27 protein-coding genes, 1 tRNA gene and 1 pseudogene are annotated in these 25,768 nt (G+C 59.9%); 5 read left to right on the top strand and 24 right to left on the bottom strand.

What is annotated here, in order from left to right; translation table 11 throughout:
- Nucleotides 1-55: 55 nt before the first annotated feature.
- From clpX to WJU18_RS22630, 6 genes are all read right to left on the bottom strand, one after another.
- On the bottom strand, nucleotides 56-1,318 hold the full coding sequence (clpX, locus tag WJU18_RS22605) for an ATP-dependent Clp protease ATP-binding subunit ClpX (RefSeq protein ID WP_423455767.1): 1,263 nt from the start codon (nucleotides 1,316-1,318) through the stop codon (nucleotides 56-58).
- Nucleotides 1,319-1,530: 212 nt separating this feature from the next.
- Nucleotides 1,531-2,139, bottom strand: coding sequence for an ATP-dependent Clp endopeptidase proteolytic subunit ClpP (gene clpP, locus WJU18_RS22610; RefSeq protein WP_423455768.1), 609 nt, complete (start codon nucleotides 2,137-2,139; stop codon nucleotides 1,531-1,533).
- A gap of 137 nt (nucleotides 2,140-2,276) precedes the next feature.
- Complete coding sequence (gene tig, locus WJU18_RS22615) at nucleotides 2,277-3,590, bottom strand: trigger factor (RefSeq protein WP_423455769.1); 1,314 nt, start codon at nucleotides 3,588-3,590, stop codon at nucleotides 2,277-2,279.
- Between the two features lie 31 nt (nucleotides 3,591-3,621).
- Nucleotides 3,622-3,707, bottom strand: a tRNA-Leu gene (locus WJU18_RS22620).
- A gap of 147 nt (nucleotides 3,708-3,854) precedes the next feature.
- Nucleotides 3,855-4,028: a hypothetical protein gene (locus tag WJU18_RS22625; protein ID WP_423455770.1), complete on the bottom strand. Its 174-nt coding sequence runs from the start codon at nucleotides 4,026-4,028 to the stop codon at nucleotides 3,855-3,857.
- Nucleotides 4,025-5,125 (bottom strand): alanine racemase, encoded by a 1,101-nt coding sequence (locus WJU18_RS22630; protein WP_423455771.1) that lies wholly within the window; start codon nucleotides 5,123-5,125, stop codon nucleotides 4,025-4,027. Before WJU18_RS22630 ends, WJU18_RS22625 begins: the two co-directional genes overlap by 4 nt.
- Before the next feature lie 237 nt (nucleotides 5,126-5,362).
- Between WJU18_RS22630 and WJU18_RS22635 the strand changes: the two genes are divergently transcribed.
- Together WJU18_RS22635 and WJU18_RS22640 are read left to right on the top strand one after the other, a co-directional pair.
- Nucleotides 5,363-5,665 carry a hypothetical protein gene (locus WJU18_RS22635; RefSeq protein WP_423455773.1) on the top strand — a complete coding sequence of 101 codons (303 nt, stop codon included), beginning with the start codon at nucleotides 5,363-5,365 and terminating at the stop codon, nucleotides 5,663-5,665.
- A gap of 318 nt (nucleotides 5,666-5,983) precedes the next feature.
- Nucleotides 5,984-6,916, top strand: coding sequence for a LysR family transcriptional regulator (locus tag WJU18_RS22640; protein ID WP_423455774.1), 933 nt, complete (start codon nucleotides 5,984-5,986; stop codon nucleotides 6,914-6,916).
- Nucleotides 6,917-6,960: 44 nt separating this feature from the next.
- Here WJU18_RS22640 and WJU18_RS22645 read toward each other — a convergent pair whose 3' ends face one another.
- The 5 genes from WJU18_RS22645 to WJU18_RS22665 form a co-directional block, all read right to left on the bottom strand.
- Nucleotides 6,961-7,923, bottom strand: coding sequence for a Bug family tripartite tricarboxylate transporter substrate binding protein (locus tag WJU18_RS22645; RefSeq protein ID WP_423455775.1), 963 nt, complete (start codon nucleotides 7,921-7,923; stop codon nucleotides 6,961-6,963).
- A gap of 34 nt (nucleotides 7,924-7,957) precedes the next feature.
- Entirely contained in the window at nucleotides 7,958-9,085 is a 1,128-nt protein-coding gene (locus tag WJU18_RS22650) for a CaiB/BaiF CoA transferase family protein (RefSeq protein WP_423455776.1), read from the bottom strand.
- Nucleotides 9,069-10,223 carry an acyl-CoA dehydrogenase family protein gene (locus WJU18_RS22655; RefSeq protein WP_423455777.1) on the bottom strand — a complete coding sequence of 385 codons (1,155 nt, stop codon included), beginning with the start codon at nucleotides 10,221-10,223 and terminating at the stop codon, nucleotides 9,069-9,071. Before WJU18_RS22655 ends, WJU18_RS22650 begins: the two co-directional genes overlap by 17 nt.
- Before the next feature lie 73 nt (nucleotides 10,224-10,296).
- On the bottom strand, nucleotides 10,297-11,301 hold the full coding sequence (locus tag WJU18_RS22660) for an acryloyl-CoA reductase (protein WP_423455778.1): 1,005 nt from the start codon (nucleotides 11,299-11,301) through the stop codon (nucleotides 10,297-10,299).
- Between the two features lie 43 nt (nucleotides 11,302-11,344).
- Complete coding sequence (locus tag WJU18_RS22665) at nucleotides 11,345-12,559, bottom strand: CaiB/BaiF CoA transferase family protein (RefSeq protein WP_423455779.1); 1,215 nt, start codon at nucleotides 12,557-12,559, stop codon at nucleotides 11,345-11,347.
- Nucleotides 12,560-12,877: 318 nt separating this feature from the next.
- Between WJU18_RS22665 and rpoH the strand changes: the two genes are divergently transcribed.
- Nucleotides 12,878-13,819, top strand: coding sequence for an RNA polymerase sigma factor RpoH (rpoH, locus tag WJU18_RS22670; protein WP_423455780.1), 942 nt, complete (start codon nucleotides 12,878-12,880; stop codon nucleotides 13,817-13,819).
- A gap of 64 nt (nucleotides 13,820-13,883) precedes the next feature.
- Here rpoH and WJU18_RS22675 read toward each other — a convergent pair whose 3' ends face one another.
- From WJU18_RS22675 to WJU18_RS22695, 5 genes are read right to left on the bottom strand one after another with little or no spacing between them, the layout of a single operon-like run.
- Nucleotides 13,884-14,495 (bottom strand): SCO family protein, encoded by a 612-nt coding sequence (locus WJU18_RS22675; protein WP_423455781.1) that lies wholly within the window; start codon nucleotides 14,493-14,495, stop codon nucleotides 13,884-13,886.
- Nucleotides 14,496-14,543: 48 nt separating this feature from the next.
- Entirely contained in the window at nucleotides 14,544-15,488 is a 945-nt protein-coding gene (gene cyoE, locus WJU18_RS22680; RefSeq protein ID WP_423455782.1) for a heme o synthase, read from the bottom strand.
- Nucleotides 15,485-16,696 carry a COX15/CtaA family protein gene (locus WJU18_RS22685; RefSeq protein ID WP_423455783.1) on the bottom strand — a complete coding sequence of 404 codons (1,212 nt, stop codon included), beginning with the start codon at nucleotides 16,694-16,696 and terminating at the stop codon, nucleotides 15,485-15,487. The genes cyoE and WJU18_RS22685 overlap by 4 nt, the downstream gene beginning before the upstream one ends.
- Before the next feature lie 6 nt (nucleotides 16,697-16,702).
- A complete protein-coding gene (locus WJU18_RS22690; protein ID WP_423461074.1) occupies nucleotides 16,703-17,338 on the bottom strand; it encodes a hypothetical protein in 636 nt (211 codons plus the stop codon).
- Between the two features lie 46 nt (nucleotides 17,339-17,384).
- On the bottom strand, nucleotides 17,385-18,065 hold the full coding sequence (locus WJU18_RS22695) for an SURF1 family protein (RefSeq protein ID WP_423461075.1): 681 nt from the start codon (nucleotides 18,063-18,065) through the stop codon (nucleotides 17,385-17,387).
- A 69-nt stretch (nucleotides 18,066-18,134) separates the two neighbouring features.
- Between WJU18_RS22695 and WJU18_RS22700 the strand changes: the two genes are divergently transcribed.
- Nucleotides 18,135-18,371 carry a twin transmembrane helix small protein gene (locus WJU18_RS22700; protein ID WP_423455784.1) on the top strand — a complete coding sequence of 79 codons (237 nt, stop codon included), beginning with the start codon at nucleotides 18,135-18,137 and terminating at the stop codon, nucleotides 18,369-18,371.
- Nucleotides 18,372-18,477: 106 nt separating this feature from the next.
- Here WJU18_RS22700 and WJU18_RS22705 read toward each other — a convergent pair whose 3' ends face one another.
- The 8 genes and pseudogenes from WJU18_RS22705 to WJU18_RS22740 all read right to left on the bottom strand — a co-directional run bounded on the left by WJU18_RS22705 (nucleotide 18,478) and on the right by WJU18_RS22740 (nucleotide 24,920).
- The gene (locus tag WJU18_RS22705) at nucleotides 18,478-19,359 is read right to left on the bottom strand and encodes a cytochrome c oxidase subunit 3 (RefSeq protein ID WP_423455785.1); all 882 of its coding nucleotides are present in this window, start codon (nucleotides 19,357-19,359) and stop codon (nucleotides 18,478-18,480) included.
- Nucleotides 19,360-19,439: 80 nt separating this feature from the next.
- The gene (locus WJU18_RS22710) at nucleotides 19,440-19,673 is read right to left on the bottom strand and encodes a DUF2970 domain-containing protein (protein ID WP_423455786.1); all 234 of its coding nucleotides are present in this window, start codon (nucleotides 19,671-19,673) and stop codon (nucleotides 19,440-19,442) included.
- A complete protein-coding gene (locus WJU18_RS22715; RefSeq protein ID WP_423455787.1) occupies nucleotides 19,670-20,284 on the bottom strand; it encodes a cytochrome c oxidase assembly protein in 615 nt (204 codons plus the stop codon). The genes WJU18_RS22710 and WJU18_RS22715 overlap by 4 nt, the downstream gene beginning before the upstream one ends.
- Nucleotides 20,285-20,301: 17 nt before the next feature.
- Nucleotides 20,302-20,415: a cytochrome oxidase small assembly protein gene (locus WJU18_RS22720; RefSeq protein WP_423455788.1), complete on the bottom strand. Its 114-nt coding sequence runs from the start codon at nucleotides 20,413-20,415 to the stop codon at nucleotides 20,302-20,304.
- 20 nt (nucleotides 20,416-20,435) lie between these two features.
- The gene (gene ctaD, locus WJU18_RS22725; RefSeq protein ID WP_423455789.1) at nucleotides 20,436-22,070 is read right to left on the bottom strand and encodes a cytochrome c oxidase subunit I; all 1,635 of its coding nucleotides are present in this window, start codon (nucleotides 22,068-22,070) and stop codon (nucleotides 20,436-20,438) included.
- Between the two features lie 83 nt (nucleotides 22,071-22,153).
- Entirely contained in the window at nucleotides 22,154-23,344 is a 1,191-nt protein-coding gene (gene coxB, locus WJU18_RS22730) for a cytochrome c oxidase subunit II (protein WP_423455791.1), read from the bottom strand.
- 51 nt (nucleotides 23,345-23,395) lie between these two features.
- Nucleotides 23,396-23,860 (bottom strand): DUF2244 domain-containing protein, encoded by a 465-nt coding sequence (locus WJU18_RS22735; RefSeq protein ID WP_423461076.1) that lies wholly within the window; start codon nucleotides 23,858-23,860, stop codon nucleotides 23,396-23,398.
- Between the two features lie 134 nt (nucleotides 23,861-23,994).
- Nucleotides 23,995-24,920, bottom strand: a pseudogene (locus WJU18_RS22740) (biotin synthase).
- A gap of 82 nt (nucleotides 24,921-25,002) precedes the next feature.
- On the opposite strand from WJU18_RS22740, the gene WJU18_RS22745 reads away from it, so the two are divergent.
- Nucleotides 25,003-25,734 (top strand): phosphoribosyltransferase family protein, encoded by a 732-nt coding sequence (locus WJU18_RS22745; protein WP_423455793.1) that lies wholly within the window; start codon nucleotides 25,003-25,005, stop codon nucleotides 25,732-25,734.
- Nucleotides 25,735-25,768: the final 34 nt, after the last annotated feature.

The following is a 25,768-nucleotide window of genomic DNA, read 5'->3' on the forward strand; positions in this document are numbered from 1 at the left end:
AGGAAAGATCCTCACCCCACCCCCTCCCGCACGCGGGAGAGGGAGCGGGAAGGCATCAGGCTTTCTTGGCAGCTTCGCGATAAACCAGCAGGGGCGGCTGGTTCTCTTCAATGGTGTTTTCATCCACCACCACCTTGGCCACATTGCTGGTGGTGGGCAGATCAAACATGGTGTCGATCAGCGCCTGCTCCAGAATGGAGCGCAGCCCCCGGGCACCTGTTTTGCGTTCCAGCGCCTTGCGGGCGATGGCGTTCAGTGCAGAGGGACGGATTTCCAGCTCGACGCCTTCCATCGACAGCAGGCGGCCAAACTGCTTGACCAGCGCGTTCTTCGGCTCGGTCAGAATCTGCACGAGCGCATCTTCGGTCAACTCGGCCAGCGTGGCGACCACGGGCATGCGGCCAACCAGCTCGGGAATCAGACCGAACTTGATGAGATCCTCGGGCTCGATTTCCGAGAACACTTCGGAGATCGAGCGCTGGCGCTTGCTCTTGACGGTGGCGCTGAAACCGATGCCAGAGGCTTCCGTGCGCGCTTCGATCACCTTTTCCAGCCCGGCGAATGCGCCGCCGCAGATGAAGAGGATGTTCGTGGTGTCGATTTGCAGGAAATCCTGGTTCGGGTGCTTGCGCCCGCCTTGCGGAGGAACGCTGGCCATGGTGCCTTCGATCAGCTTGAGCAGAGCCTGCTGCACGCCTTCGCCCGAGACATCGCGGGTGATGCTGGGGTTGTCGGCCTTGCGGCTGATCTTGTCGATTTCATCGATGTAGACGATGCCGCGCTGGGCACGCTCGACATCATAGTTGCAGCTCTGCAGGAGCTTGCTGATGATGTTCTCGACGTCCTCCCCTACGTAACCGGCTTCGGTGAGCGTGGTGGCATCGGCCATGACGAAAGGAACATCCAGCTGGCGGGCCAGTGTTTGTGCGAGCAGGGTTTTGCCGGAGCCTGTGGGGCCGATCAGCAAAATATTGCTCTTGGCGAGTTCCACATCGCCGCCCTTGGCATCTTCCTTGTGCTTGAGGCGCTTGTAGTGGTTGTAGACGGCCACCGAGAGCGTGCGCTTGGCACGTTCCTGACCGATGACGTAATGATCGAGGTTGCCCTTGATGTCAGCAGGCGTAGGCAGATCGCCGCGCGCCTCGGCTTCAGTGGTGGCGGGCAGTTCGTCGCGGATGATGTCGTTGCACAGGTCGATGCACTCGTCGCAGATGAACACCGACGGGCCAGCAATCAGCTTCTTGACCTCGTGCTGGCTCTTGCCGCAAAACGAACAGTACAGCGTCTTCTCGCCGGAAGAGCCTTTTTTATCGGCCATTGAATGACAATTTGGTGATAGATGGCCGCATGATACCGAATGCGCTGCGGCAAAGAATAGGCATGTCGTTGCCATGGTGCAACGGCATAGCCCGCGTAGGGTGTTTGCTCCTGAGATTACCGACCCTCTCATTCCTCCCCTCCGGGGAAGCAATTCTCCCAGGAATGAGGGAAAAGACAGGGCGGTTACAGGTTACAAACACGCATGACAACTTACGGCCGCTTGTCGACCACTTGGTCCACGATACCGTAATCCTTGGCTTCGTCAGCGGTCATGAAGTAATCACGCTCGGTGTCGTGCTTTACTTTCTCCAATGTCTGACCGGTGCGCTCGGCGAGGATCCGGTTCATCTGGTCCTTGGTGCGGAGGATGTCGCGCGCATGGATTTCGATGTCGGTCGCCTGCCCGCGGGCGCCACCCAGGACCTGGTGGATCATGATCTTGCTGTTGGGCAGCGAGTAACGCTTGCCCTTGGCGCCTGCAGCCAGCAGGAAGGCCCCCATGCTGGCTGCAAAGCCCAGGCACATGGTGGAAACATCAGGCTTGATGAACTGCATGGTGTCGTAGATAGCCATGCCCGCTGTCACGCTGCCGCCAGGGGAATTGATATAAAGCGAGATTTCCTTGTCGGGATTTTCGCTCTCGAGGAACAACAGCTGCGCGACCACGAGGTTGGCGGTCTGGTCATTGACCTCCCCGACGAGGAAGACCACCCGATCCTTCAGCAGACGGGAATAGATGTCATAGGACCGCTCACCGCGGCCGGATTGCTCGACCACCATCGGGATCAGGCCGAGATTCTTGGTTTCAAGTGCGCTCATGAAAACTCCGTTGGTTCTGTTCCATGCAAATGGGGCTTGAAGCCTCAGGCTCAAGCCCCACGAATGTCAACTGACGTCAACTGACTCGGGCACCCGTTCAAGGCACCGGCTTCAGGCGGCCAGGCCCAAGTTTAAGCTCAGCCTTGTTGGCCCATCAGTTCGTCGAAATTCAGCTTCTTGTCGCTCACTTTGGCCTGCGCCAATACGTGCTCGGTCACGTTGTTTTCGATGACCACGGCTTCGACATCCGCCAGGCGACGGTTGTCGGCGTAGTAGTAACGCACCACTTCTTCGGGCTTCTCGTAGCTGGCAGCCATTTCCTCGATATGGGCCTTGATCTGCTCAGGCGTGGCCTGCAGGTTGGCGGCTTTCACGAGTTCAGCCACCACCAAGCCCAGGCGCACACGGCGCTCGGCTTGCGGCAGGAAAATGTCGTCGGGCAGAGGCATTTTCTCGACGTCCTTGAGGCCACGGGCCTTCAGATCAGCCCGGGCGCTTTCAGCCAGACGGCCAAGCTCTGACTGCACGCTGGCCTTGGGAAGATCCAGCTCGGCCTTGGCCACCAGGGCGTCCATCACGGCTTGCTTGTTGCGGCCAGCCACGCGGAATTTCACCTCGCGCTCCAGATTTTTCCGGATATCGGCGCGCAGGGCTTCCACGGTGCCTTCTTTCACACCCAGGGTCTTGGCCAGCGCCTCGTTCACTTCGGGCAGGTTGCCAGCCTCGATCTTGTGCACGGTCACCATGAAGTCAGCTGTCTTGCCAGCCACTTCCTTGCCTTGGTAATCCTCGGGGAAAGCCAGCGGGAAGGTCTTGCTTTCGCCGACTTTCATGCCGCGCACGGCATTTTCGAACTCAGGCAGCATCTGGCCTTCGCCGATCATGAAGGAAAAGCCCTCGGCCTTGCCGCCATCGAAGGGCTCGCCATCGATCTTGCCTGCGAAATCAACCGTGACGCGGTCGCCCTCTTCGGCGGCAGCGTCTTTGGCGCGCTGGGCAAAGGTGCGGCGCTGCTTGCGCAGGATATCAATGGTGCGGTCAATGGCTTCTTCGCCTACATCGGCGGAGACGCGCTCGACCTCAGCGGTCGAGAGATCGCCGAGTTTGACTTCAGGGAACACTTCGAACACGGCGTCGAAAGCCATTTCGCCCTCGGGCGCGCCTTCCTTTTCCGTGATGGTGGGCTGGCCGGCCACGCGCAGGTTCGCTTCGTTGGCGGCGTTGAAGAAAGCCTCACCCACCTTGTCGTTCATGACCTCGTACTGAACCGAATAGCCATAGCGCTGGGCCACCACGCTCATCGGCACCTTGCCAGGACGGAAACCGTCCATTTTCACGGTGCGCGCGAGCTTTTTCAGCCGTGCATCGACCTCGCCGCGAATCGTGTCCACGGGCAAGGTCAGCGTCATCTTGCGTTCGAGCTTTTCAAGGGTTTCCACATTCACGGCCATGATAATTTCTCTCTCGAAAGGAGTTGATTCCTGGTGCGCGGGGGGGACTCGAACCCCCACACCATTGCTGGCGTCAGGACCTAAACCTGGTGCGTCTACCAATTTCGCCACCCGCGCGGTATGTCTTAAATGATGCGGGCGGTCTGCTCGTGCTGCACGACCGCCCGACTGATTGGTTATCGGCGAACCAATTATTTTAACCTGAGAATCCGCCAGACTCAGCCACCGCCGTAGCAGCCGCCTTCAGGCACCTCTCTTGCTCCCTTAAAAACGTGTTTCGATGGCACCGATCAGATTCCAGGCATCGTCCACCACCGGGATCCATGGCCATTTGTCAAACGTCGTGCAGGGGTGGGCAATGCCCAGCGCCACCCGGTCGCCTACGGCAGGACTCTCCCCCGCCGGATCAAAGCGCAGGTAGGCGTGCTGGTCGTTCAAGGCATTGATTTTCCACCCCCGGGAGCGGCTTGTGGCATGACAACACCGCGCGGCGCCCAACGCTGGGCGGAAGGCATTTCCATATCGTGGGAGATATCGCGGCGCCCGCACGTCAGGAGGGCGAGGCCCGGCTCCGGCACCGACTGGACCATGGCCCAGACTTCCAGCGCCGGTTGCAGCGAATCGTGCAAACCCTCGCGCTGCTCCACCTGCTTGAGCAGGCGCCGGTAGGTACCGTGATCGTGCGTCACGTAGCAACCCGAGCGCAACACGCCCTGAAATGGCCGCGCCAGGTTGGCGCCTTGCAGCAGCGGCATCACCAGGTCAAAGACACCTGAGCCGCCTGCACTGAGGATAGGATTGTCCGAGGGAAGCCATCCCTGGGCATCGCAAGCCTTCGCGATCTCGATCACACGCCGCACCAACTCTGCCACTGCGGGCGCATCGTGCTCGGTGCTGCATTGGGCAATCAGTCCTTCATAGCATTCGATGCCGCCGAGTCTCACCGCCGGGGAAACATGGGCGGCCTGGGCCAAGGCGACCGCTTCTTCAAGGGTACGCACGCCGGTGCGTTGGCCGGGCACCCCCACTTCCAGCAGCACATCGAACACGCGCCTGCTGCCACGCGCTTGTGCCCATTCCTCGATGCAACGCAGTTGCGCCAAAGAGTCCACCAGGAACCAGACATGCAAGCCATCATCCCGTGCAAGCAAGGCATCCAGACCGTCCAGATCGGCGGGCGCCATGACTTGATTGGCAATGATGGCCCGACGCACGCCAGCCTCCAGCCCCACGGAGAGTTGATGGACCGTTGCGAAGGTCAGTCCCCAGGCGCCCCCTTTCAATTGCAGGTCGAACAGTTGCGGCGACATGGTGGTCTTGCCGTGGGGTGCGAACGCCACGTGGCGGCGCTCGACGTAATCCTGCATCCAACGCGCGTTATGGGCGAGCGCGGACTGGCGGATGACCGCCAGGGGGTACGGCAAGTCATCCGCAAGCACATTCCATCCGCGAGCAGCGATCCCGGAGGCGCGCAGAGGCTGCGCCGTCAGCGGAAAACTCTTGTGGCGGCTGTCGATCAGGAAATCCGGTTGCATCACTTGTCCTCTTTCTTTCGCCCATTATTTCCAGCCAAGAAAAGATATTGTTCCAGTTTGCTAGTGTTTACCCTAGCCTTTGAAGCGCAAACTACGTCTTACGGAGCCGGCCAAAGCCTTCCAAGCCAAAAGCCTCCTCCGCGGTGAGTCCGAAGAAAGAATGGGACTCAACGAAGAGAGGGCTGCCATGGTGGCGGTCTCGCTGAACCAACAGATTGAACTGAAAAGGAAAGAATCATGCAAGCCAAGAACATCGCTCTCGCTCCAGTGCTCGCCGCTGTATTCGCCGGTAACGCTTTTGCCGCCCAGCCAGTCTCTGGCGAAGGCCCTCTGTTCCAGAATGAAGTGGCCGCAGTCAGCACGGTCAGCCGCGCGGAAGTGATCAAGCAAGCGATTGCCAATCCGCCTGCAGCGGGCGTGAACACGGCAGTGGCCTACAAGGCAGATGCACCGAGCAACGTCAGCCGCGCTGAAGTGCGCAAGCAGACCCGTGACGCCATTGCTGCCGGCTACCAAATCAAAAGCGGCGAAATGAGCTGATAAAGGCCACCGCGGCCAAAGCGGGCCGCGGAGTGCAAGAGACGGAAACATCAACCATCCCGTCAGATTGCATCGCCAACCCTCCCCTGACCGGGAGGGTTTTTTTATTGCCAGGCCGTCCCAAGATAAAAATACCCCCTTGGGGGGCAGTGCACCATGCGAAGCAGGGGAGCGTGGGGGCCATTTTTTATTTTCATTGTTTTCCTAGCCGGCGAGCAGTCGCTACCATCAGGCCTCTTCAGGCTCGTAGGGCCGTGGTTCGAGGCAGACGCCTCGTCAGCCTCTCCTGATTCGGATCTGTGCACGAAGCGTCAAACAATGGATTTTGATATCAAGGACATGCAGCTCTTCCTGAAGATTGCCGATACCGGCAGTCTGACGCAAGGCGCCAAGGAAAGAGCACGCTCACTTTCCGCGGCAAGCGCTCGCCTGAAGCTGCTGGAGAGCCAGCTGGGAACAAAACTGTTCTATAGGGAGCCCGGCGGCCTGACACTGACCTCTTCGGGCGAGATGCTTCTGGCCCACGCGAAAAATATCATCAGAGAGTACGAGCTGACTCGCAAGAAATTTTCCGCGAAGCAGGCCCATGGCACCTCCCGATTGCGGATCCTGGCCAATGCCACGTCCATTGCGGAAATCGTCCCTGACATCCTGGTCTCCATGCTGAAGAGAGATGGAAATGTCAGCGTCGACGTATTTCCCAGGAATGCCAAGCAAGCGATCAGGGGCATCCTGGATTTCGACTCGGACCTGGCGCTGATCACAGGCGATGAAGATCTTTGCGGCCTCAACTCGATCAACTTCTTTACCGACCATATATCGGTGCTGTTTCCGTGGGAGCATGAACTGAGCTCTGCCCAAGCTCCCAGGCTGTCCGATATCGTGAAATACCCCCTGCTGGGAATCTATGGCAGCACGCTTACGGATTTCATCAGGGAGCATGTTGAAGCGTCCCGCTTGCATGCCGAGTTCAAGATCCTGATCGACAGCTTTGATCCTATCGCACGGCTTGCGGAAGCCAATGCAGGAGTGGCCATCATTCCAGAGTCCGTTGCGCAGCGTTTATGCCAAAAATACCGGACCAAGGCACTGCGAATCAATGAAGCCTGGGCTTTTCGGGAGCGGCGCGCCGTATTCGGCGACATCGACTTTCTCTCTTTTCATGCGCGAACCTTCCTCAATATCCTGATTGAAAAATACTTCCAGATAGATGCCAACTCCGTGGCCCTGGAAGACATGATCGAAAAATAGCCCTTGCCGCCGCCCCATTCAGGCCCCGCTCGTCCGCCCTTCCCTTACCCTTCCAATTGAGCGCCCGAGGCCTCCACCCGGTTCTTTTGCGACGCCCGGTCTTTCTTCAGGAACTCCTGAAATTCGGAGCCGTGCGCGCCGTCGACAATGTAACTATTGGGCGTCACAGCAGCCGACACGAACGAAGGATCCTTCAGCACCTCTGTGTAGACCGCCACCAGCTGTTTCCTGATCTCCTCCGGTAATCCCTTTGGGCCATAGGCGCCAATGGTGTATTTCGCACCAATGCCATCCAGGCCGTTTTCTTCAAAGGTTTCCACATTGGGAAGCGCGGACATGCGCTCCTTGGTGCCCACGCCCAGCCCTTTGACCTTGCCTGCCTTGATCTGCGACAGTGCAGCGCTGCTGCCTGTAAAACATACATCGATGCGTCCCGAAATCAAATCGGGAAACATGGCTGCGGATCCCTTGTAGGGCACGTGGGTCCAACTAATGCCCTGCATTTTTGCCAGCATCGCAATCGGCAGATGGGTGACTCCGCCGATGCCCGCCGAGCCGGCAATGATCGGGTTTTTCTTGGCGTACGCCAGAAACTCCTTCAGATTGCTGACGGGCAGATCCGACCGCGCGACAAGTACCAGCGGGACCTGGGCCAGCAAGATGATGGGTGTCAGCTCCTCTGGAACATAAGACAGCTTCTTGTAGAGAAACTGGCTCTGGGTGATAGGGGCTTCGGTTGAAATCAGGATCGTACGCCCGTCAGGCTCGCTGCGCGAAACCATCTGGGTGGCAATCATTTCATTGGCGCCAGGCTTGTTATCAATAATGATGGGCTGCTTGATGAGCTTGCCGGCCCGATCCCCCAATGCGCGCGCAAAGTTATCTACATTGCCGCCTGCAGAGTACCCGACGATGAACGTCCTTTGCTTGCCTGAATCATTGGCGTTAGCCATTGCATTTGCAAACGGCATCGTCAATCCTGCGGCAACCAGGGTCCTTCTTTTCATGAATTGTCTCCTTTGAGTAACGCTTGAAAGCGGCCTACCTTGCGTCCCAGCCTGCAATAACCTCTGTGGCTTGGGCAAAAACCGCGGATGGGGCCAGAGAAAACCTGCAGCCCTTGAAAACAGGGGCAGGAGCCGGCACGAACTCCCCATCACGCTGCGAAAATGTGCCGTGCATGGAAAGCTGAGGTGACGAAATCGCTTCGGCCATCTCGAGTACCGGTGATACGCAGGCATCCACACCCTGAAAAATCTCTGCCCACTCCTCGCGGGTTCGTGTGGCGAAGGTGTCCTCGAATGCCCGCCGTATGGCCTGCCAGTGGCTTTTGTCTTCGCGCGAAGGCAAATCGCTCAGTCCCAGCGTGGCAATCAGGTTGGCATAGAACTTCGGCTCCAATGCCCCTACGGCCACACGGCGGCCGTCCTTGGTCCGATAGGTGTCATACCAGGGCCGTCCGCCGTCCAAAGCGTTCGAAGCCCTCTCATCGCACCACTGCCCCATGTGCCGGCGGCTGTATATGAGCGACATCAGCACAGATGCGCCGTCGACCATGGCCGCGTCAATGAGTACACGTTGACGCTCGCTGCGCGGTTGGAACAGGGCCGCCAGCAATCCGATCAGGAGAAAGCAGGACCCTCCCGCAAAATCGCCTATGAGATTCAGGGGAATGGCGGGTTTTTCAGCAGGGCCTATCGCGTTGAGGATTCCGGCTACCGCGATGTAGTTGATGTCATGTCCGGCTTCGTTCGCGAGCGGCCCATCCTGCCCCCACCCCGTCATGCGGGCAAAAATGAGTTTCTCGTTGGCCTGGAAAATCTCAGCCGGGCCCAATCCCAGGCGCTCCATGGCCCCGGGGCGCATCCCTTCCACCAGCACGTCAGCTTTCTCGGCAAGCCGCAGAAACACTTGCCTGTCCTGCTCGCGCTTCAGGTCCAGCGAAACCCGGGTTCTGCCCCGCAGGACAGAACCATAGGTATCCGCCGCGCCAAGCGACGCGGGATTTTCAATCCGCACGATGTCTGCCCCCAGATCCGCCAGGACCATGCATGCCCAGGGCACGGGGCCGAGCGCCTCCAGCTCCAGTACGCGCAGCCCGCGCAAGGGTTTGTCTTCCGCCTGATGTGTCATGAGCGTCAGTCCGTCCGGCTCATGACCTGAAGGCATCGATCCCAGTCAACTCTCGTCCCTGGATAAGGGCCAGAATGCCGGGTGTGCCATCGGGGATCGAGAGCGTTTTCACGTCTCGGGCCATCTGCTCCAGTCCCAACTCGGCACTCAAGCCCATGGCGCCATGGACCCGCATGGCCAAAGCGATCGCCCGGTCGCAAGCATCCACCGCGTAGCGCTTGGCCATGGCCGACAGGCCATTGGCTCGTACGTCGTGGTCAATCGCCGACAGCGCGTTGTAGCAAAGCAGCCTCGATGACATGACCAGGGTTTCCATATCGGCCAAATCGACCTGAATGGATTGGAAAGCGCCAATATGCTTTCCAAACTGCTTGCGGACGCCCACATACTCCCTGGCCATATCCAGCGCTTTCTGCGCCAGATGGACCGCCATCAGGCCTACGGCGGGCCGGTTGGCCAACCAGGTGATCGTCAGAAGCCGTGCGGTGTTTTCATCATCAGGACAGATGTTGGACCGCGGCACCCGGCAATCGGTGAAAGACACCTCGCCGAGCGGAGCCTGGCACAAGCCATGCATTTCCACTTCTTCCGCGTCAAATGCGGATTCAGACCGGTCGACGAGAATCCGCCCCATGCGATAGCCGCCCTCCTCACGGGGAATCCGGCAAGTGATGTGAATGACGTCGCAGACCGTTGAGTTCGATATCCATTGCTTGCGCCCGTTGACGATGATGTCGTCTCCACGCCACTCACCCGTGGTCTTGATACCGCGCGGGTCTGACCCGCAATCCGGCTCGGTACTTCCGGTCGCTCCGATCAATGTGCCCTCGATCAACCTGGGAACGAACTTTGATTTCTGTTCCGGTGAACCGCCAAAATAGATGCGTGTGGTGGTGGCCTCATGCGGTTGCACGATGAGTCCCACCGTGGGGGGCATCTGCTCCATGACCAGGCCGTAGTCGAGCATCTTCATGCCCATGCCGCCGCCCTCTTCGGGTATCCGGGCGGAGGTCAAGCCGACATCGGCGGCCTTCGAAAGTATCTCGAGGACATCCTGCCGGGAAAGAGCCGTTCTTTTGCCGCGCGATGCCAGCAATGGCTGTATATGTCTTTCACTGATCTTTCTGGCGGCATCCACCAGCATCATCTGATCTTCAGTCAGCTTGAAGTCCATTTCATCTCCTGCTTCTGTATTCACCCCTACGGGCGCTCCCCCTACGGGCGAACGCTTCCCAAGCGGCCGATCTTCAAAGGTGCTTCTCGGTGACTTCCACGACGACCCGGCCCACCGTGGAGACATTGAAGAAGCTGTCCATGGTCCTATCCAGGTCTTCAAACGGAATGACCTTGGCAATGGCCTCCGCCTGAGTCAGCTTCAGATCGGCCCCCATTCGGTCCCAAAGCCGCTTGCGCTCAGGCATCTGTAGTTGGCGCGATACGTTGATCCCGAGAATGTCAACCGAGCGCAAGACAAAGGGGAGCACGGTCATCTTGGTGTCCACATGCACCATTCCGGCGATGGCCACCTTGCCATGGGGTTTGACGTTGGCGCACAGCCGATCCAGGAATTGGCCGCCCACGTTATCCATCGCGGCCGCCAGATAAGCCCCGCTGACCATGGGGGCTGGATCCCTCATGAAATCTTCCCGCAGGATGATCTTGCTGGCGCCAATCTTCCTGAGGTATTCGCTCTGCGCAGGCTTGCCCGATATGGCGACCACCTCATAGCCGAGATTGGCCAGCATATTGATGGCCAGGCTGCCAACGCCCCCCGTCGCGCCGGAGATCGCGATGGGACCACCTCCGGGTTCGACACCCGCCTTCTGCAACCGGTCAATGGCCAGTGCCGCTGTCAGGCCGGAGGTTCCCAGCACCATGGCTTCGAACAACGACAGCGATTCGGGCAACGGAACCACCCATTCGGCCGGCACCCGGGCGTAATCGGCGTAGGCCCCATCGTGCATGGTTCCCAGCTGGTAATTGGTGACCGCAACCCGGTCTCCCGGCTTGAATCGCTCATCGGAGGAGCGGACCACCGTACCGGAGAGATCCACGCCTGTGACGCAAGGCCGATCCGTCCGCACGTTGCGGCCCACGCCGCGGGCGGCCATGGCGTCCTTGTAGGTGATGGCAGAGTAGGCCACCCTGATGAGTACCGGCCCGTCATCAATTTCATTCAGGGCAAGCTGCTCGAACTTGCATACGGGCTGTCCGTCGATCGTGTGGACTCGAAACGCCTTGAAGTTTTCCATCTTCCTCTTTCTCAGAAAAATCACATCACAGGATGGATTTGAATCAATCATTCACAAAAACCACCCCGGATTGAATAAGTTCACTCACCTTTTCATCCGAGAGATTCATGTGTTTTTTCAAAAAACTTTCAGTATCTTCCCCAGTTTTTCTTCCGGCCCATCGTATGGATCCAGGTGTTCCACTAAGCTTCGGCGTGATACCTGCCAAAGTGACAGACCCCAGGTCGCCGTCCGGGACGTCAATCAACATATCCCTCGACTTGAAGTAATCATCATTAAAGATATCCTTCATCTTGTAGATTTTTGCGGCGGGAACGTCGTGCCGGTCCAGCATTTGCTGTATCGTGGCCGAATCTTTTCTCCCAACCCATTCCTGGATGAGCCCTTCCAGCTCGGATTCATGGCTGTTTCTGGCTTGCTGAGTTTTGTATTTCGCATTCTCGGCAATTTCAGGTTGATCCATGGCCAACGCCAAACGCCTGAAAATTCCATCCGCCAACGCTGCGATATGGATGTATTCACCATCCTTGCATCTGAAAATCGTGTTGGGTGCGCTGTTGGGCAAACGCGCCCCTGACCGGGTCTCCTCGATGCCCTTCTGGGCATAGGCAGGCACAAACGACTCCATGAAGCTGAAAGCAGACTCAATCAAACTGACGTCGATCACCTGTCCCTTGCCGTTGACGGCCCGTGCTCTCAAGGCCATCAGCGCGCCGATCACGCCATAGAGAGCCGACACGTAATCGGTCAACGGCATTGCCACACGCGAAGGCGGCCGGTCCGGTTCACCAATCAAATCACGCAGGCCGCTCATGGCCTCGCCAATCACCCCGTACCCCGGCCTATTCCGATAATTCCCAGTCTGTCCATATCCACTGATTCGAACCATGATCAACCTGGGGTTCAATCTGGAGAGCTCCTCAAAGCCAAGATTCCATTTTTCCATGGTTCCTGGCCTGAAATTTTCAATCAGAATATCGACATCAGAAATCATTCGGCGAATCAATTCCTGACCTTCACTCCTTTTCAAATCAATGGAAACATTGAGTTTGTTTCTCAGAATGCTGGCCGCATATAAAGATTTTCCTTCAGCATGATGCCCCAGACCACGAATGGGATCACCACCAGGTGATTCAATTTTTATAACTTCGGCACCGAAATCACCCATCAGCCGCCCACAGAAAGGGCCTGATGCTGTCGATCCGATTTCCAAGACTTTCAAACCATGCAAAGCACCAAAATCTTCCAAATGACTCATTTCCATCGCATGCCTTTTTTCCACTGCCTATGGAAATTAAAACATCGCACAAAAAAAATGGAAATTCGATAATTTGAGACGGCCACTTCCAATTGTTGGTAGTCCCGCCTGCCGGCCTGTACGCCTTTCGTCCGAGCACGGTCCACGTTGCCGGCCAGCACATGCTGCAAGCGGAATCCGCCCTCCTCCTACAGCCCTCTCGACGCAAAGGGACAAAAATTCAGGCGTACAGTGAACCCTGTCCAGTGAACTTTTTGACTTAGCACTCACTCCAACAGAGTGCTAAAATACCTGACTATGACTAAAGGACATTCCAAGATGAGCACAGCGGTTTCTGCCTCTGCCCCCAGTGCGGTGGCGCTGGCCAATCCATGGGCCGTCGTCCCGTCCCTGGGCAACCTCGATGCCTACATCACGGCCACCAACCGGCTGCCGATGCTGACGCATGAGGAGGAGCAGCGCTATGCCCGTGAACTGCGCGAGACAGGGAATCTGGAAGCAGCCGGAAAGCTGGTGCTGTCGCACTTGCGGCTGGTCGTTTCCACCTCTCGCCAGTACCTGGGCTATGGCCTGCCCCATGCCGACCTGATTCAGGAGGGCAACGTGGGCCTGATGAAAGCCGTCAAGCGCTTCGACCCTGACCAGGGCGTGCGCCTGGTGAGCTACGCACTGCATTGGATCAAAGCCGAGATCCATGAGTACATTCTGAAAAACTGGCGCCTTGTGAAGGTGGCAACCACCAAAGCACAGCGCAAGCTGTTTTTCAATCTGCGGTCCATGAAGCAAGGCTTCAAGGCCGAGGACGCTGAACAGGAGATCACTTACCGTGACAGCCTGTCCGACGCCCAGATCGACGTGGTGGCTCGCGGGCTGAACGTGAAGCCCGACGAGGTGCGCGAAATGGAAACGCGCCTGTCTGGCGGCGATGTGCTGCTCGACCCGTCACCCAGCGACGACGGTGAGCAGGCTTTCGGCCCCATCGCGTACCTATCGGATGCCAACCACGAACCCACGGCCATGATCGAATCGGCCCAGCGGGACGTCCTGGCCACGGAAGGGATCGCGACCGCCCTGAAAGGCCTGGATGAGCGCAGCCGCCGCATTGTGACCGAGCGCTGGCTGAACGTACGCGACGATGGTTCGGGCGGTATGACGCTGCACGAGCTAGCCGACGAATACGGCGTGAGCGCCGAGCGTATCCGCCAGATCGAGGTGGCAGCCATGAAGAAGATGAAGGCAGCTCTGGCGGAATACGCCTGAGCCTTGAAGGTCCGAAGAAAAGCCGTCCACTGCCTGAGGCAGTGGGCGGTTTTTTCTTGCCCGATCAGGCGCCCTTGAGCAGCAGCTTCACGTCGTCCGCCAATGCTTGGGCGCCGCTGCCATAGCGGGCGTACAAGCGCAACTGGCCTTTCTGGTCGTAGACATAGCTGGCAGCTGTGTGATCCATGGTGTAGCTGGTGGGAGTCTTGCCGTCTACCCGCTTGAAATAGATCTTGAACGCCTTGGCGGTTTCTGCCAGCTTCTCTGGGGAAGCGGCATACAGAGCGACAAAGCTGGGATCGAAGCTGCCCATGTAGGCCTTGAGCACTTCAGGGGTGTCGCGCTCTGGATCGACGCTGATGAAAATCCCCTGCAACTTGTCGCCATCGGCCCCGAGCAGCTTCTTGGCCTCGGCCAATTCGGCCATGGTAGTGGGGCAAACATCCGGGCATTGGGTGTAGCCGAAGAAGAGCACGACGACCTTGCCTTTGTAATCGGCCATGGTGCGAGGCTGACCGTTGAAATCGGTCAATTGGAAATCCTTGGCGTAGTCGGCACCCGTGAGATCCACGCCATGAAATTGAATCTTGGCGTCCGAGCACGCGCCCAGGAAACCTGCGACGGGCAACAGCAGGCCCGCGGCGGCCATGCTTTTCAAGGTTAGACGGCGTTGCATGAAAATCCTCGATTTGACTTGGTGGCCTATAGGCACCAGGTTAAGAAATCAGATGAAGTAGTGGTCCACCAGGAGCGCCGCAAACAGCAGCGCCAGATGGATCAGCGAAAAACGGAAGGTCTTGCGCGCCAGCGCATCGGAGTATGCACGCCACAGTTTGAAGGCATGCCAGATGAAACCGGCGTTCAACACCAATGCCGCCGCCAGATACAACCAGCCGCTCATACCGTAGATGAAAGGCAGCAGGCAGGCAGCCAGCAGGATGAAGGTGTAGAGCAACACCTGCAGCCGCGTGAACTCGTTACCGTGGGTCACCGGCAGCATCGGCAGACCGCTCTTGCGGTAGTCTTCGACGCGGTAGAGCGCCAACGCCCAGAAGTGAGGCGGCGTCCAGAGGAAGATGATCAGGAACATGATCAGCGCCTCAGGGCCGACCTGGTCTGTCATGGCCGCCCAGCCCAGCACGGGGGGCATGGCGCCTGAGGCGCCACCGATGACGATGTTCTGCGGCGTCAGGGGTTTCAGGATTACCGTGTAGATCACCGCATAGCCCACAAAAGTGGCGAAAGTCAGCCACATGGTGAGAGGGTTGATCCAGACGTACAGAATGGCCGAACCCACGGCGCATAGCGCTGCCGAAAAGCTGAGGGCCTGTTTATCAGAAAGTTCTCCGCGCGCGGTCGGCCGCCACGCGGTTCGCTTCATTTGGGCATCGATGCTTTTCTCGATCAGGCAGTTGAAGGCGGCTGCGGCACCGGCAACCAACCAGATACCGATGCAGGCCACGGCCATCCTGGCCAGCTCCGGGCCGCTGGGCAAGCCGGGCACGGCCATCACCATGCCGATCAAGGCGCAGAACACAATCAACTGAACCACGCGCGGCTTGGTCAGTACATAGAACTGGCGCCACACCGGCATGGAAGACACCGAAGCGCCAGGAGCGGCAGGCGCTGTGCTGTTGATGGGTGAAGGAGCAGGAGCTCGCGTATTCATGGGGTAACCTTTTGCAGCACGCCTTGTCCGGCTGGTTGCAATGCATCATTTGCGGCCATGCGGCGGCTGGCGCACAAGGCCCAGGCCAATACGGCCAATAGTGCGGCAGCACCGCCTGTATGCGCCAATGCGGCAACCAGCGGCCAATCCAGCACGACGTTCGAAAGGCCTGTGAGCAGTTGCAATGCCGCGAGCAAACCTATCCAGCGCCTCTGAGCCGCCAGACGGCCCGCCCGGTGCAGGCGCCATACCAGCATGCCCAGCACGATGAACACCGTGTAGGCGAACAAGCGGTGCGTATAGTGAATGGCTGTGAGCGCCGAGAAATCCAGGCCACTGCCGTCGCGCAGGAAACCGAGCGGACGCCACAGTTGAAAGCCCTGAGCAAAATCCATCTCCGGCCACCAGCCCCCCTGGCATTGCGGGAAGGTGTTGCATGCCAGCACCGCGTAGTTGGTACTGACCCAGCCTCCCAGGGCGATCTGCACGCCGACCATCACCGCGGCCAGCCACAACAGCGCACGCAGGCTGCGGGAAAGCTGCTCGCGCACCGCACCTGCGGTTTGCCGGTATTGCTCGGCTTGCACGGCCAACAGCACCAGAAGGCCCGCTCCGCCCAGCAGATGCAAGGTGACGATGGCTGGAAACAGTTTCATGGTGACCGTAAGCGCACCGAAGGCACCCTGGGCACACACCCACAGCAATGTGAAGGTCGGCCACCAAGGGTGAAGCGTGTGCTTCTTCCTCATCGTCTGCGAGCCGTGGCCCGAAGACGATGAAGCACTATTTTCTCTTCGCCATTGCAGCCAGGTCGTCAAAGCCAGCACGATGATGAGCACACCAACCCCAGTGGCCAAATAGCGGTGCACCATCTCAACCCAGGCCTTGCTGTGTGTGACAGGACCGGTAGGCATGGCGGTTTGCGCCGTGGCGATCTGCTCGCGCGCGCCAACGGGACTGGCATGACCATAGCAGCCTGGCCAATCGGGGCACCCCAGACCGGAATCGGTCAGACGAGTGAAAGAGCCGAAGAGAACGAGATCGAAAGTGAGGAACAGGGTCAGCAAGGTCAGCGCCTTCAGGCGCTGGCCGGGGGCGGCGTTACGGTTGCGCAGCCAGATCCAAGCCAGTGGCCCAAGCGCGATCACCGTCCCCATGCCCATCAGGCGCAAGGCGGGTGAGAGGTTGTAAAGCGCGGTCGTATCCATGAAGAACTACCTGCCCGCCTCGTCCCATCCGGCGGAGGCTCGCATCAGGCGCTCCAGGTCGCGCTTGGCTTTGGCGGCGCCAGCCATGTCCATGGCAGCGGGAAAACGCATCATCCAGTGGCCCGCAGGATCGACCACGTAGAGGTGCTCGGGGAGTTGGTGGCCAGAAGCGGGCACCAGCCACTTGGCCAGTTCGTCGGCGGGCACACGCAACACGGTGGCATTGGTCAGGGCGGGACGCAATTCGTCGGGAATACGCTCGCCGTCGCTGACCAGCCAGAGCCAATCCAGGCGGTCCTTGTCTTTGCCCAGGCTTTCACGAAGCTGGCGCTGAAGATACAGGTTCTGTTGGCAGCCGGCGTCGCAAGCCCCTCCGGCCACGCTGATCAGCAGCCATTGCCCTTTGAGCGAGGGCAGTTGCAGCGCGTGGCCGCTCAGGTCGGTGGCAGCCAGAGGCGGTATTTCACGCTGCGGATTCATCAGCTCGCCGAAATTGCGCCGCCCTTCGGGCCGGATGACGTAGTAGCTGAAATAGGAGGCGATCACCGGGAGTGCGCACACCAATGCAACTGCCAGCATCTTCCAGCGGCCGGCGCGCGTCCGCTGGGCGTCCTGCGTGGCGGCGTCTGCCGGTATGGGCATGGAATGCACGGTGAGCCCGAGCGGCTCGTCCTGGGGAGGGCGTGGTTCAGGCACGGCGGGAGTGTATGAGAGGTCTGACAATTTGAAACCAGAGAAAAAGCAGGCCGATCAGTGTGCAAAGGCCAAACCACTGAAAGGCGTAGCCGTAATGCTTGTCCACCCCCGTGGCCGGCTGCGGCCAGTCGCGCAGCAACCCTTCGGATGGCTGGCCGGTCTGGAGAACGGTCACGCTGGCCAACGGCAGGCCCGTTTCGCCTTTGAAGGCATCCAAGTCGAGATTTTGCCGGATCGTACCGCGGCCATCCTGCCCAAGGGCATAAAGCCGTGGCGGTGATGATGCAATACGTCCGGCCACGAGCACTTCGCCCGCAGGGGTTTCGATGGGTGGCAAGGCCGTACGGTCAGTAAAGCTGCGCGGCGCCCAGCCCCGCACCACCAGTACCACGGTCCCACCAGCGGCAAGGCGTAGCGGGGTCAACACGTCAAAACCCTGGCGGCCATCCATCTGCCGGTTGTCGAGATAGACCGTGTGCTCTGGTAGCCATGTGCCGCGCAGGGTAATGGCACGGTGCAACAATTCGTCTGCCTGGGCTGGCGTCAGTATGCGAGCGAGGGTGTTCCCCTCCAGCGCGGGCTGATGCTCGCGGCTGACGATGGCAGCTTGCAGCGCCTCCTTCTGGGCCGCGCGCGCCAACTGCCACCGGCCGAGCGAGAATGTCGCTGCCATGCCGATCACCGCGCCCACAAGCACCAGCCAGAACCGCCACGTACGCCTGCTCACAGGATAATCTCTCCCATGAAGCAATTATTGGTTGGCATCGCATTTATAGGCATCATCGGCAGCCTGGCCTCGGCGCTGTTTTTCATGATGCGAGGCAGCAAACCCGGTGAAGGGAACGACCCCAAGCGCGCGAATCGCATGGTGCGCGCGCTCGCCATGCGGGTGGGGTTGTCGGTACTGCTGTTCATTTGCGTTCTGATTGCCTGGAAACTGGGATACATCCAGCCCACGGGAATTCCACAAGGGCAGTGATTTTTCAATGCGCGGACCACCAGCGTCCGCCCGCCCCGGCTCTCCCCGGTCAAATCACAAAAAAAGCGCCTCCTGGCGCTTTTTTTGTGATGTCTGCCAGAACAACTTACATCCAATAGACAAGGATGTACAGGCCGAGCCAGACCACGTCCACGAAGTGCCAGTACCAAGCCGCGCCCTCGAAACCAAAATGGCGCTCTGGAGTGAAGTGACCCTTCATCAGCCGCAGAGTGATGAACAGCAGCATCAGCATACCCACCAGCACGTGAAAACCGTGGAAGCCGGTCAGCATGAAGAAGGTCGAACCATAGGCGCCGGAACTGAGCTTGAGGTTCAGTTCAGTGTAGGCATGATAGTACTCATAGCCTTGCACGCACAGGAACACAATACCCAACAGCACGGTGAGCCACATGAAGGCAATGGTGCGTCCACGGTTGCCCACCTGCAGGGCGTGGTGAGCGATGGTCAGCGTCACGCCGGACGTGAGCAGCAGAGCGGTGTTGATAGTGGGCAGCCAGAAGGGACCCATCGTCTGGAAAGGTTCGACGATGCCCGCGGGTGAAGCCGTGGCGCCAGGAGAAACGCTGGGCCAGACCGCTTTGAAATCAGGCCAGAGCAACGCATTGTCGAGGCTGCCGAGTATCGGCACCGAGTGGGCACGAGCCCACCACAACGCGGTGAAGAAGGCGCCGAAAAACATCACTTCCGAGAAGATGAACCAGCTCATGCTCCAGCGGTAGGACAGATCGACCTTGCGGCCGTAGAGCCCGCCTTCGCTCTCTCGGACAGATTGGCCAAACCATTGATAGAGGACAAAGAGCCACCACAACAGGCCGAGCAAGCAGACGTACTTGCCCCACGCCGCCCCGTTGATCCATTCAGCCGCGCCGAAGATCAGGAAAAGCAGCCCAATGGCCGCCATGACCGGGTGACGCGAGGGTTCCGGAACGAAGTAGTAAGGCGTCTTGCCGTGGGCGGTGGTACTCATGTTCTAGTTGCTCCTGTACTTTCGTACTCTCTCGTATTCAATGGCTGCGGAAGCAATTTCCGATTTTATGGTTTTGATATTCAGGCAGTCGCCACAGCCCACCTCACGGCGAACAACAGCACGCCGATGAACACCAGCACGCCCAGCAGGGCCGCGATGATCAGATGAAGAGGATTGGCTCTCGCCAGATCGTCCTGGTATTCGCTGTTCTTGCGTACGCCAAGGAGCCCCCAGGCTACCGTACGCATCGAACGCCAGAAAGAGGGCTTGTGCACGATCCGTTGGCCGTTTGCAGAGGCTGTTGGACGAGTCATGCGTCCCCTCCCTTGGCGACGTGGGCAGAAGCATCGGCGGCACTGGTTGATTCCGGCGCTGGCGGCTGCTTGGCACCCACCTCGAAGAAGGTATAGGAGAGCGTGATGGTGGTCACATCCTTGGACAGCCGCGGATCAATGATGAACGCGACCGGCCACTCCTTCTTTTCCCCCGGATCCAGCGTGTACTGGTTGAAGCAGAAGCACTCCAGCTTGTTGAAGTAGGCTCCCGCCTGGCGAGGCGCGTAGCTGGGAATGGCCTGGGCCGCCATGCGGCGGTCCTGCACGTTCTGGAATTCGTACATCACCGTGGCGAGCTCGCCTGGGTGAACCGTCATGGAACGCTGCATGGGCTTGAAGTGCCAGGGGCCACGCGCATTGGCATCGAACTCGACTGTGATGGTTCGGCTGGTGTCGACCTGCGTATTGGCAGGACGCCCGATCCCGCCATTGCCCGGCACCTGGCGCTCCACGAGCGTCAGGATGTTGACACCCGTTGCCTCGCAGATGGCCCGGTAAATCGGGATCATGGCATAGCCGAAGCCGAACATGCCGGCCGCGACTATGGCCAGCTTGCCCACCATCTTGATGTTTTCGTTCTTGATACCCATGGACTCGACGACCGTCCTCAATGGCCCATCAGGATCATGCGCACGATGAACCCGACGAAGAACACCAGCGCGATGGACCCCAGGATCAACCCCAGACGCCGGTTGCTCTTCTTCTGCTCAGGTGTCGCCATGACTTGAAGCTCCACTTGGCTTAGCCAATGACGCGCGTGGCGGTGGCATCCAGCTTGGGCGGATTTTCGAAGGTGTGGAAAGGCGCAGGCGACGGCACTTCCCACTCAAGGCCTTCTGCACCCTCCCAAGGCCGCTGAGGCGCTTTCTCGCCCACGCCGCGCATGGTCGGCACCACCACGAACAGGAAGAAGTACACCTGTGCGAAGCCGAAGAAGAAGGCGCCAACAGAAGCCAGCATGTTGAAATCAGCGAACTGCATGGGGTAGTCGGCATAGCGGCGCGGCATGCCGGCCAGACCCAGGAAGTGCATCGGGAAGAAAGTGACGTTGAAGGAAATCAGCGACCACCAGAAGTGGATCTTTCCGCGCGTTTCGTTGTACATCACGCCAGTCCACTTGGGAGCCCAGTAGTAGTAGCCCGCAAACAGCGCGAACAGCGAACCCGCCACCAGCACGTAGTGGAAATGGGCCACGATGTAGTAGGTGTCCTGGATCTGCGTGTCGATCGGCGCGACGGCGGGGATCAGGCCGGTGAAGCCACCGAGGGTGAACACGAAGATGAAGCCCACCGAGAACAGCATCGGCGTCTCGAAAGTCATGGAGCCGCGCCACATGGTGGCGATCCAGTTGAAGATCTTCACGGCCGTCGGCACGGCGATCAGCATGGTGGCGTACATGAAGAACAGCTGCCCGGTCACCGGCATGCCGGTGGTGAACATGTGGTGCGCCCACACGATGAACGACAGGATGGCGATAGCCGAAGTGGCGTACACCATGGAGGCATAGCCGAACAGCCTCTTGCGGGCGAAGGCGGGGACCACCTGGCTGATGATACCGAACGCCGGCAAGATCATGATGTACACCTCGGGGTGGCCGAAGAACCAGAAGATGTGCTGGTACATCACCGGGTCGCCGCCGCCGGCGGGGTTGAAGAAGCTGGTGCCGAAGTGGCGGTCAGTCAGCGTCATGGTGATGGCGCCAGCCAGCACGGGCATAACGGCAATCAGCAGGTAGGCGGTGATCAGCCAGGTCCAGCAGAACATGGGCATCTTCATCAGCGTCATGCCGGGAGCGCGCATGTTCAAGATAGTGACGATGATGTTGATTGCACCCATGATGGAGCTGGCGCCCATGATGTGCATCGCGAAGATGCCCGCATCCATCGAGGGACCCATCTGCAGCGTGAGGGGCGCATAGAGCGTCCAGCCAGCGGCAGGCGCGCCGCCAGGCATGAAGAAGGAGCCCACCAGCATGAGGCCGGCCGGGATCAGCAGCCAGAAGCTGAAGTTGTTCATGCGCGCGAAGGCCATGTCGCTGGCGCCGATCTGCAGCGGGATCATCCAGTTGGCGTAACCCACGAACGCCGGCATGATGGCACCGAACACCATGATCAGGCCGTGCATGGTGGTGAGCTGGTTGAACAGCTCGGGGTTGACCAGTTGAAGCCCTGGCTCGAACAGTTCAGCACGGATCAGCAGCGCCAGCACCCCGCCCACCATGAGCATGGTGAACGAGAACAGCATGTACAGCGTACCGATGTCCTTGTGGTTGGTGGCGAAGACCCAGCGGCGCCAGCCGGTAGGCGCATGGTGGGCATGATCATCATGCCCGTGGTCGTCATGACCGGTGTGGGAATTTGGAAGTACGGCGCTCATGTGACTGCTCCGGAATAACTGTTCAGTAATTTGTGCGTGCTAGCTGTAGGGCTTATGGGGCTGGGGCTAAGAAGCTTTCAGCCTCACGAGGGGAACTTGCCCTCGCGCGCGGCCTTCATTTCGGCCGGCTGCACAATCTGGCCAGTCTTGTTGGACCAATGGTTCTTGGTGAAGGTCACCACGGCCGCCAACTCAGTGTCAGACAGCTGTTTCCATGCCGGCATGGCGCCATTGTTGCGGCCTTCAAGCACCACGTGCATCTGCTCGGCCGGGCTGCCCAGAACGATCGGGCTGCCGTCCAGCGCCTTGATGGCGCCGCCGCCCTTGCCATTGTCCAGATGGCAAGCCGCGCAGTTGGCCGCGTAGACTTTCTCGCCACGTGCCACCAGATCCGCCAGGTTCCATACCTTGCTCGGGTCATCAGCCAGGGCTTGCAGGCGCTTCTTCTCGCCGTCCACCCATGCCGTGTAGTCTTCAGCCGACAGCACCTTCACGTGGATGGGCATGTAGGCGTGCTCCTTGCCGCACAGCTCGGCGCATTGGCCGTAGAAATCACCGACGCGTTCGGCCTTGAACCAGGTATCGCGCACAAAGCCGGGGATGGCATCCTGCTTGACGCCGAAGGCAGGAACCATCCAGGCGTGAATCACATCGTTGGCGGTCGTGATGATGCGAATCTTCTTGCCCACGGGCACCACCATGGGGTGGTCGACCTTGAGCAGGTAGTCATCGCCTTGGGGGGTGCCGGCGTTCGACAGGGCGCGGTGCGAGGAATCGAGGGTGGAGAGGAAAGAAATGCCTTCGCCTTCACCGTTGATGTAGTCGTAGCCCCATTTCCACTGATAGCCGGTGGCCTTGATGGTGAGGTCTGCGTTGGAGGTGTCTTTTTGCGCCACCACCAGCTTGGTAGCGGGCAGCGCCATCGCGATGACGATGAGAAAAGGGACGATGGTCCAGATGATTTCAACCGTGACCGATTCGTGGAACTTGGCGGGTTTGGCGCCCTTTGACTTGCGATGCTTCCAGACGGAGTAGAACATCACGGAGAACACGGCGACGAAGATGACCAGGCACAGGATCAGCATCATCCAGTGCAGGCTGTACTGCTCGCCAGCGATGAGGGTAACCCCAGGCGTCAGATTGAGCTGATGGACGGCCGGACCGCCGGGCAGGTCATTGACCTTGGCCGCATGAGCGGCGGTCGCTGCCAAGGCTGCTGCCAAGACAGCCGCATGGCGCGAAACACCGGCCAACCTGTTTGAAATGCTCTTCATCGTGTTCACGTTTTCTTGAGTCTCAACCACACAATCTTCGCCCGCAAGCGGTCAGAACCGGCCGGCCTGATTGCTTTCCCGCAACGCCCTGCGTATCTCACCCGCCAGCAGAGGACGCAAGTCGGGTTGTATGTAACGCCCCAATTTCACCCTCCCGCCTGGGCCGCAAACCTCGATCAAGGCTTGTGGCCGCTGACATGATTCGATACGCACTTGTGCGCAACCGAATTCCATTCGCTCCCGCTTACCGGCGCATTCCTGCTCCACGATCAACCTTCCACCGCGCAACGACACTGTTTCGCCGTCGGCCGCATGCCGTGCATAGGCCAGAAAAGCCAAACCCACCGCCAGCAACTCAATGCCGGCAAAGCCGATCACCAGCTTCGCTCCCAGTGCCCAGAACCAGACACCGATCAGCAACGACACCAGGCACAACGACGCGTAAAGCAGCATCAGCTGCCGCGGCGTAACGCTGCAATTGCGCCTGAGCCGCCAATCGAATGCCTGATCAGTCACTTGTGCGAAACGAAATGCTGATGCAGCCTGCAAGGCCCTCTCCAGTCAACCGCTGCACGAAGGAATCCTCCGCGCGCATTAGCCAGCGAGTTTAACCCACTCGTAACCCCTCTCCCCTTGCACGTGGACTTTTTTCAAGAGGGCTTCCTTCGTTCGCGCAGCGCGGCCTTCATATCGTCCAGAGCGATCTCGGTGTGAGCGCTCACCGCCAGGCGCGGTGCAGGCTTGAGCGCGTGCCCGTAAATGATCTCGAAACTGAGCGCGAGCGGCCCATGAGAGGCAGGCTGGCGCAGCTGTCCGCTGAGCTCTTTCTGAAGCCGTGCCCGCCATTGGCGGCCTCTCAGGGCAGGAAAGCGCGCCACATTCAGATTACGGCCCAATCCGCGCAATTCGGCCAACAGGCGCTCCGGCGTCTGGAAAGTCAAGGTGATGCGCTCCATGTCCATGACCGGCTCCGTAAAACCGGCGGCCACGAGTTGATCGCCCCAATCGTGCATGTCGGTGAAGTCCTGCGCCGGCGGCGGCCAGCCCAGCCGGGCATAGAGATCCCTTAGTTCGCGCAGTGTGTCAGGGCCAAGGCAGGAGAACATGACGAAACCGTCAACCGCCAGTGCGCGGTGCCACCCTGCCAGCAGCCGCGCTGGATCGGCTTGTTGGTGAGCGAGCATGTTGGCCCACACCATCTGCATGGCACCCTCAGGCGGCTCCGCCACGGAGGTGGGTGCGCCGGCCCTCGAGGCGGAGCGTGCCCGGCCGAAGCGTTGCCACCAGCGAGGCGTAGGCTCTTGGGCTTCATCGGGTACGGGGCGGGTGCGCGGTTGGACTAGAAAACTTTCTGCCCCAGGATAGTGCGCGGCCACCAACGCATGGCCCTGCATGCCCCCCGCTCAGGCTCCCAGTCGGCCCAGCGCGCCACCGGCAGGCGAATGAATGGCAGACGTTCGGCCATGCGCCGCGCCACCTCTTCGTGGAGCCATGGGGCACTGTCGGCACGGGCAGCCATGGCCGCCCAGCGCTCGGCAGCCAAGGGATCAATACTGGGGGGCTGGATATCGGGCATGAAGGTTGGAGCTTGGAACGTATTGACGTTCTCGCGTCGGATGACGGGATCCAGGCGCAGGACGCAGTATATTGACCGCCCCATGCCTTTACCCACCCGATCGAGCATACCGCTTGCACCTCCGCGCCGCAGGGGCCACCTGGAAAGCTGGCTGCCCAGCCGGTGCCATGTGTGCCATGCCTGGCCTGCCGCTCCGCTATGTGGTAGTTGCATTGCCCAGTTCGGGCGCATCCAGGCGCGCTGCGAATGTTGCGCGCTGCCGCTGGCCGGGGGCGCCAAGGTGTGCGGCGCCTGCCTTCGCGAGCCGCCGCCCATGGACGCCTGCCTGAGCGCGGTCACCTACCAGTGGCCATGGACGGAATGTCTCGCACGCTTCAAGTTCCGGCAGGACACAGGTCTGGCGGGTAGCCTTGCCGCCCTGCTCCTGCGCACGCCAGGGGTGGCGGTCGCGTTGGCCAAGGCAGATGCGGTGTTGCCGCTGCCGCTTGCGCCGGAGCGGTTGGCCGAGCGCGGCTACAACCAGGCGCTGTTGCTGGCACGCAGCCTGACGTCCCGCGGTCTGCTGACCGACGGGCTGCTCCGCACGCGCCACACGCCGCCGCAACGGTCGATGACACGCGAGCAGCGCTTGAAAAGCCTGCATGGCGCATTTGCCGCCAATCCTCTGCGATCATCGATCTTGCGGGGCCGCCGCATCGTGCTCGTCGATGACGTGATGACCACAGGTGCGACCCTGGGCGCTGCCGCCAAGGCACTGCGCGAAGCCGGAGTGGCGCACGTCACGGCGCTGGTGGTGGCTCGCACGGGTATTTAGGGTGCATCATCGCCCCGCCCCTTTTCTTCCTTCC

It is taken from the genome of Ottowia sp. VDI28, from assembly GCF_049532675.1.
Taxonomy (GTDB): domain Bacteria; phylum Pseudomonadota; class Gammaproteobacteria; order Burkholderiales; family Burkholderiaceae_C; genus Ottowia.